General features: G+C 72.8%; 8 protein-coding genes. 7 read left to right on the top strand and 1 reads right to left on the bottom strand.

Annotated elements, in window-relative coordinates:
• Nucleotides 1–309: 309 nt before the first annotated feature.
• Nucleotides 310–1725 (top strand): sensor histidine kinase, encoded by a 1416-nt coding sequence (locus ACFYUV_RS28910; RefSeq protein WP_387673273.1) that lies wholly within the window; start codon nt 310–312, stop codon nt 1723–1725.
• A 63-nt stretch (nt 1726–1788) separates the two neighbouring features.
• Complete coding sequence (locus ACFYUV_RS28905; protein WP_357982139.1) at nt 1789–2205, top strand: CBS domain-containing protein; 417 nt, start codon at nt 1789–1791, stop codon at nt 2203–2205.
• A gap of 187 nt (nt 2206–2392) precedes the next feature.
• On the opposite strand, the gene ACFYUV_RS28900 is transcribed toward ACFYUV_RS28905, so the two are convergent.
• A complete protein-coding gene (locus ACFYUV_RS28900; RefSeq protein ID WP_387673269.1) occupies nt 2393–3235 on the bottom strand; it encodes a glycerophosphodiester phosphodiesterase family protein in 843 nt (280 codons plus the stop codon).
• A gap of 347 nt (nt 3236–3582) precedes the next feature.
• Between ACFYUV_RS28900 and ACFYUV_RS28895 the strand changes: the two genes are divergently transcribed.
• From ACFYUV_RS28895 to ACFYUV_RS28875, 5 genes are all read left to right on the top strand, one after another.
• On the top strand, nt 3583–9081 hold the full coding sequence (locus tag ACFYUV_RS28895; RefSeq protein ID WP_387673266.1) for a carboxyl transferase domain-containing protein: 5499 nt from the start codon (nt 3583–3585) through the stop codon (nt 9079–9081).
• 165 nt (nt 9082–9246) lie between these two features.
• Nucleotides 9247–9705: a hypothetical protein gene (locus ACFYUV_RS28890; protein ID WP_387673264.1), complete on the top strand. Its 459-nt coding sequence runs from the start codon at nt 9247–9249 to the stop codon at nt 9703–9705.
• Between the two features lie 148 nt (nt 9706–9853).
• Entirely contained in the window at nt 9854–10255 is a 402-nt protein-coding gene (locus ACFYUV_RS28885) for a hypothetical protein (protein WP_387673262.1), read from the top strand.
• An 85-nt stretch (nt 10256–10340) separates the two neighbouring features.
• Entirely contained in the window at nt 10341–10961 is a 621-nt protein-coding gene (locus ACFYUV_RS28880) for a DUF305 domain-containing protein (protein ID WP_387673259.1), read from the top strand.
• A 586-nt stretch (nt 10962–11547) separates the two neighbouring features.
• On the top strand, nt 11548–13512 hold the full coding sequence (locus ACFYUV_RS28875; RefSeq protein WP_387673256.1) for a glycosyl hydrolase family 8: 1965 nt from the start codon (nt 11548–11550) through the stop codon (nt 13510–13512).
• Nucleotides 13513–13629 lie beyond the last annotated feature (117 nt).

The following is a 13629-nucleotide window of genomic DNA, read 5'->3' as shown; positions in this document are numbered from 1 at the left end:
CCGGGCAAGGGCAGAATCGCGGCGCGCGCACGGCCGGACGCGGGCCCGAATCGCCCGAACCCCCGAACCGTTCGGCGCCACCGGAAAGCCCCGCTGCCACGAATGGCGATCGTACAGCAGGAGTCGCGGCCACCGCCATGAAACAAATCGGGCATTTGTATTGACGGCCCTGACGGTCGGTATAAGTCACGGTAAATCGGTTATTGGCGTATATCCCTGGCCATTGTGGGAGCAATTGCTGAACTGCGTATCGCCGCCGACGCGGTCATTGCCGCTCCTTGGGCGTGCCATGAGAGCCGGGTTGAGAGCATGTGGGCGGCAGGAGTCCCGGGCGAGACCGGTGAGGGGGTGGGGGCCCTGCGGCCGCTTCGGCTCTCGGTCCAGGCGCGTCTCATCCTGGCGACCGCCGTGTTGTCGCTCATCGTCTGCGCGGCGATCGGCGTCGCCCTCGACCTGCTGATCCGCGACAGGATGCGGCAGGACGTCTTCGCCGACACCCAGCGGGCCACCACCGAGTGGATCGGCTCGATGGGCACCACCTTCCCGCCCCCGGTCACCACCTCGTACGTCGACCTCATCCAGCTCGTGGACGCCCGCGGGCAGGTGGTCGCGGCCAACCGGGCCGCGCGGGGCAGGCCGCCCATCAGCACGCTCTGGCCGCCCTCCGACGACCGCATCCGGCACGGCGTGGCCTGCCGGGGGGACGAGTGCCTGATGTTCACCGCCACCCGGCCCTCGCCGCAGGAGGAGCGGCTGCTGTGGCACGGCGCGTCCCACGTCGTCTACGCCGCCCGGGTGGAGCCGCCGCTGCTGTCCACCCACCGCCTGGAGCTGATCATCGTCGCCGGGGGCCTGGCCGTCAGCGCGTTGCTGACCTGGATCGCCGCGTTCCTCATCGGGCGCACGCTGCGGCCGGTCGAGGCGATGCGGGCCAGGATGGCCGAGATCACCGTCACCGACCTGAGCAAGCGGGTGCCCGAGCCGCCCGGCGGCGACGCGGTCGCCGAGCTCGCGCGCACCGCCAACAGGACGCTGGCCCGCCTGGAGGAGGCGGTCGAGCAGCAGCGCAACTTCTCCTCCATGGTCTCCCACGAGCTGCGCACGCCGCTGACCGGCCTGCGCGCCCGGCTGGAGGAGGCGCTGACCTATCCCGACGTGGACCCCCGCGCCGCCCTGAGCGACGCCCTGTCCACCGCCGACCGGTTCCAGGCGATCATCGAGGAGATGTTGCTGCTGGCCCGCGTCCGCACGGCCTCCCCGCACGACCGGGAGCCGGTGCGGCTCGGCGAGCTGGTCCGCGAGGAGGTCGCGAGCCGGCGGGCGGGGCTGCTGATCCGCGTGCACGTCGAGGAGGACCTCCAGGTGCTCGGCAACCGCGTGCAGCTCGGCGAGGTGCTGACGAACCTGCTGGTCAACGCCCAGCGGCACACCCGCACGGTGGTCGAGGTCCGGGTGGAGCGCAGAGACGGCCAGGCGGTGGTCACGGTCCGCGACGACGGCGCGGGCGTCGCGCCCGACGACCGCGAGCGGGTGTTCGACCCCTTCGTCCGCCTGTCGGAGGGACGCCGGCGCGACCCCGGGGGCAGCGGGCTCGGCCTGGCCATCTCCCGCGCCATCGCCCGCGCCCACCAGGGCGACCTGGAGATCGAGGACACCCCGGACGGCCCCTGCTTCGCCCTGCGCCTCCCGCTCCCCGCCCCCGGCCCGGACGCCCAGCCGCGCTAGCGACCGGTTTCGGCCGCCGGGCGGCGGGCAGTCGGGCGGAACCCCGAGACGAGGAGGAACATCGTGCCGACCGCACGAGAGATCATGACCCCGCACGCGGAGTGCGTGAGCGCCGAGGAGTCCGTGCTGGTGGCCGCCGAGAAGATGGCCCGCATGGACGTCGGGTCGCTGCCCATCTGCGGCTCCGACGACCGGCTGAAGGGCATGCTCACCGACCGCGACATCGTGGTGAAGGTGCTGGCCGCGGGCAAGGACCCGGCTCAGTGCCGGGCGGGCGAGCTGGCCCAGGGCGAGGCCGTCACCATCGGCGCCGACGACGACGCCCGCGAGATCCTGCGCACCATGGCCGGCCACCGCGTGCGGCGCCTGCCGGTCATCGACGGGCACCGGCTCGTCGGGATCGTCGCGCTCGCCGAAGTCGCCAGGTCGGTGCCCGACGCCAAGGTGGGCGACCTGCTCGACGCCCTCACCACGGACTGACCGGCACCACGGCCTGACCCGGCTGCACGGCCTGGCCGGCGCCACGGACTGACCGGCTGCACGGACTGACCGGCGCCACGGACTGACCCGGCGCCACGGTGCGCCCGGGGCGGCGTGGGCGGCGGACGCGTCCCTCGGGGGCGCGCCGCCGCCCGGCCCGAACCTCGCCCGCGTCCTCAGGACGCGGTCACTGGCACTTGCCCTTCAGCCACGCGCTGAACTCCGGCGTGTAGTCGGTGGCCACCCGCTTGGCCCCGCTCGCCAGCGCCGACTTCCACGCGTTCTCGTTCAGGGTCCAGGAGGGCGGCGGCTCCTCCCACTTGGTCACCTCCGGCCAGATCGGGCCGCCGGTCAGCACCTGGCTCAGGCCCGCGGCGGTCACGCGGCTCCTGAGCTCGGCGGCGATCGCGCTGTCGTGGGAGTACAGGATGATCTCCTGCGACTGGTGGTTCTCCTTGACCGGCCCGAGCACCTCGTTCCACGCCTGCGCCTTGATCGTGGCGTTCGAGCTGAGCAGCGACTGGCGGGCCTCGGGCTTGATCTCGACCAGCCCGATCATGCCGGCCGACCTCATCGCGGCCAGCCACTCGCGGAAGGTGTAGACGGTCTCGCCCTTGAACAGGCCGCGCACGATGGTCCGGCCCTTGAGCGCGGTGTCGCCCGCCGCCCACCAGATCTCGGTGATGTTCTTCTTCGTGCCCGACAGGCCCCAGGTCGAGGTGTTGTGCCACATGACGGCCTTGGTGCCGTCCTTGGTGAGCTGGAGGTCGGCCTCGACGCCGGAGGCGCCCCAGCCCTTGTAACGCTTCACGGCGGTGGGGTTGTTGGGCTGGCGCACCTGGTCCCGCTCCCAGGCGTTGGCGCCGGTCGGGTAGCCGCCGTGCCCGAAGATCAGGGGGCAGGCGGGCAGTGCGGCGGGCTGGGCGGCGGGCTGGGCGGCGGGCTGGGCGGCGGGCTGGGCCGCGGACGGCGAGGTGAGCGAGGAGGCCAGCGTCAGGGCGGCGAGGGAGGCGGCGAGGGGGACGGCCAAGGCACGCACCTTTCGATCTTGTAGTTGCCCGCACTCTGCCACATACATGGACGTTCCGTCCTGGGCCGGCGGCTCGGCGGGCGAGGGCTGCGCAGGCGTGACCCGGGTCGCCGGTACAGTCGTCGGTACCGTGACGGCTTGTGGCAGGCTGCCACGGGAACCGGCGCTCGAACCCTGTGGCGGGGCCCGTTTTTGTGGGATCTGCACAAAGCAGGAGCCCCGGCGTGCACTATGCGGACATTGGTGCACGCGGCGGTGATCGAGCACGGTAGAGACAGTGACAGGCGAGGCTCCGGGACGACCCCGGACTTCGCCTACTTGTACGGGGTACGTGGGAGGCTCAACCGGTGTTCAATCGTGTCGCCATCGTCAACCGCGGAGAGGCCGCGATGCGGCTCATCCACGCCGTCCGGGATCTTTCGGCGGAGACCGGCAAGCGGATCGAGACGATCGCGCTCTACACCGACGCCGACCGCGACGCGACCTTCGTCCGCGAGGCGGACGTCGCCTACCCGCTGGGGCCCGCCTCCGCGCGCCCGTACCTCGACCACGCCGTGCTGGAGCGGGCGCTGATCGAGACCGGGGCCGACGCCGCGTGGGTCGGCTGGGGCTTCGTCGCCGAGGACCCGGCCTTCGCCGAGCTGTGCGAGAAGATCGGCGTCACCTTCGTCGGGCCGAGCGCGGAGGCGATGCGCCGGCTCGGCGACAAGATCGGCGCCAAGCTCATCGCCGAGGAGGTCGGCGTCCCCGTCGCGCCGTGGAGCCGCGGCGAGGTGGCCACGCTCGCCGACGCCCTGCGCGCCGGCGACGAGATCGGCTACCCCCTGATGCTCAAGGCGACCGCGGGCGGCGGCGGGCGCGGCATCCGCATGGTCGCCTCGGCCGACGAGCTGGCCGACGCCTACGAGCGCACCAGCCAGGAGGCCGAGCGCGCGTTCGGCTCTGGCGTGGTCTTCCTGGAGCGCCTGGTCACCGGCGCCCGCCACGTCGAGGTGCAGGTCATCGCCGACGGGCAGGGCACCGCGTGGGCGCTGGGCGTGCGCGACTGCTCGGTGCAGCGGCGCAACCAGAAGATCATCGAGGAGTCCGCCTCCCCGGTCCTGACCGGCGACCAGGCCGACGAGCTGAAGGCGTCGGCCGCCCGGCTCGCCGTGGCCGTCGGCTACCGCGGCGCCTGCACCGTCGAGTTCCTCTACCACCCAGGCGACAAGATGTTCGCCTTCCTGGAGGTCAACACCCGGCTCCAGGTCGAGCACCCGATCACCGAGCTGACCACCGGCACCGACCTGGTCCGGCTGCAGCTGCACGTCGCCGCCGGCGGTCGCCTGGACGGCCCCCGGCCGGCCGAGAGCGGCCACGCCGTGGAGGCCCGGCTCAACGCCGAGGACCCCGACCGCGACTTCGCCCCCGCGCCGGGCCGGATCGCCCGCCTGGTGCTGCCCGCCGGGCCCGGCATCCGCGTCGACACCGGCGTCAGCGAGGGCGACACCATCCCCGCCGACTTCGACTCGATGATCGCCAAGATCATCGCCTACGGCCGCGACCGCGAGCAGGCCCTGGCCCGCCTGCGCCGCGCGATGGCCGCCACCACCGTGATCATCGAGGGCGGCGCCACCAACAAGAGCTTCGTGCTCGACCTGCTCGACCAGCCCGAGGTGATCGACGCCGTCGCCGACACCGGCTGGATCGACCGCGTACGCGCCGAGGGCCGCCTGGTCAGCCACCGCCACTCCGCGGTCGCCCTGGCCGCCGCCGCGATCGAGGCGTACCAGGACGAGGAGGAGGTCAGCCGCAACCGGCTGCTGGCCACCGCCCACGGCGGGCGCCCGCAGGTGCAGCACGAGACCGGCCGCCCGCTGACCCTCAAGCTCCGCGGCGCCGGCTACCGGCTCACGGTGGCCAGGGCCGGGCAGCGGCGCTTCCGCGTCGGCATCTCCGACGGCGACCGCTCCCACCCGCTCGACGTCGAGATCGACCGCTTCGACGAGCACGCCGGCCGCATCACCGTCAACGGCCGCCGCTTCCGCCTGATGTCGGCCACCCACGGCCCGATCCACCTGGTCGAGGTCGACGGCGTCACCCACCGCATCAGCCGTGACGAGGGCGGCGTCGTCCGCTCGCCCGCCCCCGCGCTGGTGGTGGCGACGCCCCTGTCGGCCGGCGACGAGGTCGAGGCGGGCGCGCCGATCCTGGTGCTGGAGAGCATGAAGATGGAGACGGTGCTGCGCGCGCCGTTCCGCGCCCGCGTCCGCGAGTGCGGCGTCTCGGTCGGCAGCCAGGTCGAGGCCGGCGCGCCGCTGATGCGCCTGGAACCCCTCGCCGGCGCCGAGGCCGAGCAGGCCGCCGCCTCGACGGGCGCCGCCGAGATCGACCTGCCCGCCGCCCCGCCGCGGGCCTCCGCCGCCGAACAGGCCGAGCGCGGCGTCCAGGACCTGCGCGAGCTGCTGCTCGGCTTCGACGCCGACCGCCACGAGCGCGCCCGCATGTTGTCGGGCTACCTGGCCGCGCGGGCCGAGCTGGACGACCGCGTGATCGAGGGCGAGCTCGACCTGCTCACCGTCTTCGCCGACCTGTCCGAGCTGAGCCGCAACAAGCCGGGCGGCGAGCTCGACGTCGAGCCGGGCAGCCCGGTGCACAGCCCGCGCGAGTACTTCCACAGCTACCTGCAGAGCCTCGACGTCGAGCGCGCCGGCCTGCCGGAGGCGTTCCAGGCCAAGCTGCGGCGCATGCTCAGGCACTACGGCGTCGAGGAGCTCGACCGCACCCCGGAGCTGGAGGCCGCGGTCTTCCGGATCTTCCTGGCCCAGCAGCGGATGACCGCCGGCGTCGCCGTCGTGTCGGAGCTGCTGCGCGCCTGGCTGGCCGGGGCGCCGCCGCGCGAGCCGCTCGGCGAGCGGGCCGGGCTCGCCCTGGAGCACCTGGTCGAGGCCACGCAGGTGCGCTTCCCCGTGGTCGCCGACCTGGCCCGCGGCGTCGTGTTCCGCTGGTTCGCCCAGCCGCTGCTGCGCCGCAACCGCGCCAAGGTCTACGCCGCCGTCCGCGACGAGCTGCGCCACCTCGACCGCGACCCCGACGCGCCCGACCGCGCCGAGCGCATCCAGGCCATGGTGGCCAGCTCCGAGCCGCTCGTCCGGCTGCTCGGCCAGCGCATCGGCCGGCCGGAACGCGACCTCGCGCCGCTGCTGGAGGTCCTGACCCGCCGCTACTACGGCAACCGCGGGCTGTCGCAGGTCGCCACCCTCGACAGGGCGGGCTGCCGGTTCGTCACCGCCGAGCACTCCGGCCCGCGCGGCGTGACCCGCCTGGTCACCACCGCCGTCGACATCGCCGCCCTGCCCGACGCCATCGACGCCGTCGGCGCGCTGGCCGAGGGGGTGGGTGGGCGCGGGCTCGTCGCCGACCTCTACCTCACCTGGGACGACCAGCCCGACGCCGAGGAGATGGCCGTACGGCTCGGGCAGGTCCTGGCCGGGCGCCCGCAGATCGCGGGCGTACGGCGGATCACCACCACCGTCCTGGGCACCAGCGGCGCGGTCATGCACCACCACTTCACCTTCCGCCCCGACGGCGCGGGCTTCGCCGAGGACCGTCTGATCCGCGGCCTGCACCCGCAGATCGCCCAGCGCCTGCAACTGCACCGGCTCCAGGAGTTCGACCTCACCCGGCTGCCCTCGGTCGACGAGGAGCTCTACCTGTTCAAGGCCGTCGCCAAGAGCAACCCGGCCGACGAGCGGCTCATCGCCATGGGCCAGGTCCGCGACCTGACGCCGCTGCGCGAGGCCGACGGCCGCCTGGTCGCGCTGCCCGCCGTCGAGGACGCACTCAACGCCGGCCTCGACGCGATCCGCAACATCCAGGCCCAGCGCCCCCAGAACAAGCGCTTCGACACCAACCGCATCATGATGTACGTCTGGCCCTCGACCGAGCTGACCACCGACGAGCTCAACATGCTGGTCCAGCGCATCCTGCCGACCACGGCGGGCGCCGGGCTGGAGGAGGTCCAGTTCGTGGCCCGCCAGCGCACCCCCTCGGGCGAGCTGAGCGAGGTCGCCGTGCGCATCACCCTCGGCCCCGGCCACGGCGCCAGCCTGCACGTCGGCAAGCCGTCCGACGAGCCGGTCCAGCCGCTCGACGACTACCGCCAGAAGGTGCTGCGCGCCGCCCGGCGCGGCAACGCCTACCCCTACGAGCTGACCGGCCTGCTCGCCGGCCCGCAGGGCCGCTTCGTCGAGCACGACCTCGACGCCGACGGCGTGCTCGTCCCGGTCGACCGGCCCAAGGGCAACAACTCCGCGGCGATCGTGGCCGGCGTGGTCACCACGCCGACCGCCCGCCACCCCGAAGGCGTCACCCGGGTGGTGCTGCTCGGCGACCCGACCAAGGCGCTGGGCGCGCTGTCGGAGCCGGAGTGCTCGCGGGTGATCGCCGCGCTCGACCTGGCCGAGCGCATGCGCGTGCCCCTGGAGTGGTTCGCGCTGTCGGCCGGCGCCCGGATCTCGATGACCTCGGGCACCGAGAACATGGACTGGGTGGCGGCGGCGCTCAAGCGCATCGTCACCTTCACCCAGGCCGGCGGCGAGATCAACATCGTGGTCGCGGGGATCACCGTGGGGGCGCAGCCGTACTGGAACGCCGAGGCGACGATGCTCATGCACACCAAGGGCATCCTGGTGATGACCCCCGACTCGGCGATGGTGCTCACCGGCAAGCAGTCCCTCGACTTCTCCGGCGGCGTGTCGGCCGAGGACAACTTCGGCATCGGCGGCTACGACCGCGTCATGGGGCCCAACGGCCAGGCCCAGTACTGGGCGCCCGACCTGCCGGCCGCCCGCGACGTGCTGATGGCCCACTACGACCACACCTACGTCGTGCCCGGCGAGAACGGCCCCCGGCGGGCCCCGACCGCCGACCCGGCCGACCGGGACGTCCGCGACTACCCGCACGCCGTGGCGGGCAGCGACTTCACCACCGTCGGCCAGATCTTCTCCGCCGAGCACAACCCCGACCGGAAGAAGCCGTTCGACATCCGCACCGTGATGCGGGCCCTGTCCGACCAGGACCACCCGGTGCTGGAACGCTGGGCGGGCATGGCCGACGCCGACACCTCGGCCGTCCAGGACGTGCACATCGGCGGCCGGCCGGTCTGCCTGATCGGCATCGAGTCACGGCCGGTGCCGCGGCGCGGCTTCCCGCCCGCGGACGGGCCCGACTCGTACACGGCCGGCACGTTGTTCCCGCGCTCGTCGAAGAAGACCGCGCGGGCGATCAACGCGGCCTCCGGCAACCGGCCGCTGGTGGTGCTGGCGAACCTGTCCGGCTTCGACGGCTCGCCCGAGTCGATGCGCAAGCTCCAGCTGGAGTACGGCGCGGAGATCGGCCGGGCGATCGTCAACTTCGACGGGCCGATCGTGTTCTGCGTCATCTCCCGCTACCACGGCGGCGCGTTCGTGGTGTTCTCCAAGGCGCTCAACCCGAACATGACCGTGCTGGCGCTGGAGGGCTCGTTCGCCTCGGTGCTCGGCGGCGCCCCGGCCGCGGCGGTGGTCTTCTCCGGCGAGGTGAACAACCGCACCGCGACCGACCCGCGCGTGAGCGAGCTGCAGCGGCAGGTCGCGGCGGCCAGCGGCGCCGAGCGGGCCGCGCTCAACGCCCGCCTGGCCGAGGTCCAGCCGGCCGTACGGGCGGAGAAGCTGGGCGAAGTGGCCGCGGAGTTCGACCGGGTGCACAACATCCAGCGCGCGGTCGAGGTGGGCTCGGTGGACGCGATCATCAGCGCCGCCGAGCTGCGTCCGCGGATCATCGAGGCCATCGAACGCGGCATCGCCCGCCTGCACCAGGGCTCCTGACCGCGCCCCGCCCCCGGACCGTCGGTTCGGGGGGCGCGGGCCGTACCGCGCGGTGACCCCCGGCACGGCGAGCCGCCCGTTCGCCGTGCCCGGCGTGGCGTCCTTCCTCGCTGGGGCGAAGTGGCCAGAATGGGAAGCATCTGGTCACTCAGCGTGAGGGGAACGATGCGGTCGATCACATGGGCGGCAGCGGTCGCCGTCGCGGTCGTCGCCGCGGGACCCGCCGCCATCGCCGCGGCGGCCACCGGGCCGGACGGGGACACGTCCTGGAAGAAGCTCACGTCCTTCCGGGTCTCGCCGGCGGCGCCGCACCAGAACGACGCCATCCGGCTGCTCATCCACTGCCCCAGCCAGGCCAACCACGCCGTCGTCGGGTCCACGGCGTTCCCCGTCAAGGGGTCGTGGCGGATGTTCCGCGAGGTGGGGATCGGGCTGGGCGGGATGGGGTTCGGCAAGAAGGGCGTCGTCATCTCCCGGTACGCGCCGCCGGGCGAGCACGAGGTGCGCCTGAAATGCGTCAAGGTGACCGCCGACTGGCTGACCGGCTTCAGGAAGGTCAAGGTCATCAGCCGGTCCGAGGTCCCGCTCGTGGTACGTCCGTTCCGCCTCGGCCAGTTCTTCTGACACGCTGAAGCTCTCCGCCGCCGGCACTTGGGGAACGGCGGTCTTGGTCCCCTAGGCCTCCGATACCCGTACCGGGTTCAGGTTGCTGGAGGTGGGCGGCTCCCGTATCCTGCACGTTCGTAAGAGCCGGAGCGACGGGGGAGGGCCGGTGGGGATCCTGCGGCGGGGTGCGCGTGCACTCCTGCTCGTCGTCCTCGCCCTCGGCGTGTGCGGGATGCACACGCTCGGCCATGTGAACGCCCGGCACGACATGGCGAACGCCCGGCACGGCCTGGCGGTCGCTCACGAGCTGCCCGTCGCCCCGGTCGCCCCGGTCGCCGCCCTGGCGGGGCTCGCGCCCGGCCATGAGATGCCGGGGCTCGATCCGGCCGGGGTGTGCCTGGCCGTCCTGACCTCGCTGCTCGTCGTGGTGCTGCTGGCCCTGTGGGCCGGGGTGCGGCGGCGGGCCGTCGGCGGCGCCGGTCCGGGCCCGGCCTTCCGGCCGGTCGCACGGCCGCCGCCGCGACCGACGTCCCTGCGGCTGGCTCGTCTCTCGATCCTGCGCATATAGGCCGGCCCTTCGCCCGGACGCCCTCGACGGCGATCCGCGCGCATCGGCCTACCCGCAGTTCCAGCGAACGAGAGAGCACATCAGCATGTCCGTCAACCGTAAGATCGGCCTCGCCGCCGCCGCAGGCGCGCTCGTCCTGCTCACCGCGTGCGGCGCGAACGACACCGCCTCCACGGCCGCCGCGCCCGGGGCCGCGACCGCCGGCGCCACCGAGAGCGCCACCGAGAGCGGCGGTGCGCAGCCGTCGCAGCAGTCGTTCAACGACGCGGACGTCATGTTCGCCCAGATGATGATCCCGCACCACCAGCAGGCGGTCGAGATGGCCGACCTCGCCCCGCAGCGGGCGAAGGACCCCGAGATCAAGAAGCTCGCGGCCGACATCAAGGCCGCCCAGGACCCGGAGATCCAGACCATGAAGGGCTGGCTGACCGAGTGGGGCAAGCCCGTCCCGTCCGGGGGCATGGGGCATGACATGCCCGGGATCATGTCCGCCGAGGACATGAAGAAGCTCGGCGGGGCCAAGGGGGCCGCCTTCGACCGGCTCTTCGCCGAGCAGATGATCGCCCATCACGAGGGGGCGATCGAGATGGCCCGTACCGAGCAGACGAGCGGGGTGAACCCGCAGGCCAAGGAGCTGGCCAAGGCCATCGAGAGCACGCAGCAGGCCGAGGTGGCCCAGCTCCGCAAGCTCCTCGAACGCCTCTGACGCCACCGCCGCCCGGACGCACGCGCCGTCCGGGCGGCGCATGCGTCCGGGCGGTCACGGCCGCCGCGCGAACCGTACCGGCCCGCCCGCCGCTCCTTGTGCGGCCGGGTCGGGAGTCGTACCGGGCCGCCTGCCGCCCTTGTGCGGCCGGGGCGCGAGTCATACCGGCCCCCGCCGCCTCTGGTGCGGCCGGGACGTCGGCCGTTCGGGTGTGGAGGACGACGCCGGCGTGCATCAGGGCGGGGGCGATGTCCGGAGGCAGGCCGCCCCGCAGAGCGTCGCTGAGGGGCTGGCGGAAGGGTTCCGCTACCCCGAGATCGCCACCCGGCGGGAGTGGCCCGTCTCCGCCGTCCCCCGCGGTTTCTGAAGGCAGGTCCCGTCCAGGTGTGGGGTTTGTCTGGTTTTTGGTGGTGTGTTCGTGTCGGGGAGGTGAACGGCTGGGTTGGTTTGAGGGGAAGGGTTGCGGATGAGGGTGTTCTTGTTTACCGTCCGCTATGAGCGTTAGGAAAGTTTCCTAACGCCTGCTCACCGATCACGGTCCACCTGCGGATGGCCCTATGGCACCCCCTATCCGAAGGATCAACGCATGATCAGACGTCCTGAGCGGCGACCCCGGCGGTCGTCGCTGCTCGTCACGGCCCTGGTCGCGGCCCTGATGGCGGCCGCGCCCCTGGCGCCGCCGGCCACCGCCGCGGCCGGTTCCAGCGCCGACACGCTCCTGTCGGGCGGCAAACCGGTCACCGCCTCCTCGGTCGAGGGCAGCGGTTTCGAGGCGGCCAAGGCGGTGGACGGCAACGCCTCCACCCGCTGGGCCAGCGTCGAGGGCCACGACCCCGAATGGATCAGGGTCGACCTCGGCGACACGTACAACGTCTCCAGGGTGAAGCTGAGCTGGGAGGCGGCCTACGGCAAGTCGTACAAGATCCAGACCTCGCCGGACGGCGCCACCTGGACCGACGTCTACTCCACCACCTCCGGCAACGGCGCGACCGACGACCTGACGGTCAGCGGCAGCGGCCGGTACGTGCGCATGTACGGCACCGCCCGCGGCACGACGTACGGCTACTCGCTCTACGAGCTGGAGGTCTACGGCAGCGGCGGCGGCGGCGGGACCGACACCACCCCGCCCTCCGTCCCGGGCAACCTGCGCGCGACCGGCACCACCTCCACCAGCGTCTCCCTGGCCTGGGACGCAGCCACCGACAACGTGGGCGTCACCGGCTACCTCGTCTACCGGGGCTCGACCCTGGTGACCACCGTGGCGGGCACCACGTACACCGACACCGGCCTGACCCCCGCCACCGCCTACAGCTACACGGTCAAGGCGCGCGACGCGGCGGGCAACCAGTCGGCGGCCGGCGGCGCCGTCACGGCGACCACCCAGCCCGGCAGCGGGGGCGGTCCCGCGGTGCCCTTCGGCAGCCACACCATCCCGTACGCGGCGGGCATGCTGCGTCCCTCCGGCGACCAGGCCACGCTGGACGCGCGGGTGGTCGACTACTACAAGCGGTGGAAGGCCGCCTTCGTCCGGCAGAACTGCGGGAACGGCTGGTACGAGGTCATCTCCCCGGACGCCGACCACCCGTACGTGGCCGAGGCCCAGGGCTACGGCATGGTGATCGTCGCGACCATGGCCGGGGCCGACCCCGACGCCAAGAAGATCTTCGACGGCATGGTCAAGTGGATGCTCGCCCACCCGTCGTCCATCAACCCCGACCTGCTGGCCGCCGAGCAGGACACCGCCTGCAAGAGCGTCGACGGCAGCGACGGCGCCACCGACGGCGACATGGACGTCGCCTACGGCCTGCTCCTGGCCCACCGGCAGTGGGGCAGCGCGGGCACGTACAACTACCTCGACCTGGCGATCAAGCACATCAACGCCATCAAGAAGGACGAGATCAACCCGTCCACGAACCTGCTCAAGCTGGGCGACTGGAGCAGCTCGGGCGACCAGTACTACTACATCACCCGCACCTCCGACTGGATGGTCGACCACTTCAGGGCCTTCAGGAAGGCGACCGGCAACAGCGCCTGGGACACGATCAGGACCGCCCACCAGAACCTGATCACCACTCTCCAGAACAACTACGCCTCGGCCACCGGCCTGCTGCCGGACTTCGTGGTCAACACCAACACCACCGCCAAGCCGGCCCCCGGCCAGGTGCTGGAGGACCCGAACGACGGCCAGTACTGGTGGAACGCCTGCCGCACCCCGTGGCGCATCGCCGACGACGCCGTGACCAGCGGCGACGCCAAGTCGCTCGCCTCGGCCAGGAAGCTCAACTCCTGGATCAGGAGCAAGACCGGCGGCGACCCGGGCAAGATCGCCATCGGCTACAAGCTGAACGGCACGCAGATCTCCAGCGGCAGCGAGGCCGCCTTCTTCGCCCCGTTCGCGGTGGCGGCGATGACGGACTCCGGCAGCCAGTCCTGGCTCGACGCGCTCTGGAACAAGATGCTCGGCACCCCGATCGACGCGAGCAGCTACTACTCGGCCAGCATCCAGCTCCAGGTCATGATCACGGTGACCGGCAACCACTGGGTGCCCTGACCGGCGGCGGAACCCGAGCCGTGGGCGGCGGCCGCGGCCCGCGGGCCCGCCCCCCCCACGGGGGCGCCCCCCCCCCCGGGGCCGGCGGGACGGCCCGGTGGCCACCCACAACACCCC

Source organism: Nonomuraea sp. NPDC003560, assembly GCF_042878785.1.
Classification (GTDB): domain Bacteria; phylum Actinomycetota; class Actinomycetes; order Streptosporangiales; family Streptosporangiaceae; genus Nonomuraea.
This window is presented reverse-complemented; position numbering and strand designations above follow the sequence as displayed.

What these genes read in the sequence shown, in the direction of transcription:
- ACFYUV_RS28910 (WP_387673273.1), top strand. Translation starts at nt 310, where the DNA reads ATGTGGGCGGCAGGAGTCCCGGGCGAGACCGGTGAGGGGGTGGGGGCC.
- ACFYUV_RS28890 (WP_387673264.1), top strand. Translation starts at nt 9,247, where the DNA reads ATGCGGTCGATCACATGGGCGGCAGCGGTCGCCGTCGCGGTCGTCGCC.
- ACFYUV_RS28880 (WP_387673259.1), top strand. Translation starts at nt 10,341, where the DNA reads ATGTCCGTCAACCGTAAGATCGGCCTCGCCGCCGCCGCAGGCGCGCTC.
- ACFYUV_RS28875 (WP_387673256.1), top strand. Translation starts at nt 11,548, where the DNA reads ATGATCAGACGTCCTGAGCGGCGACCCCGGCGGTCGTCGCTGCTCGTC.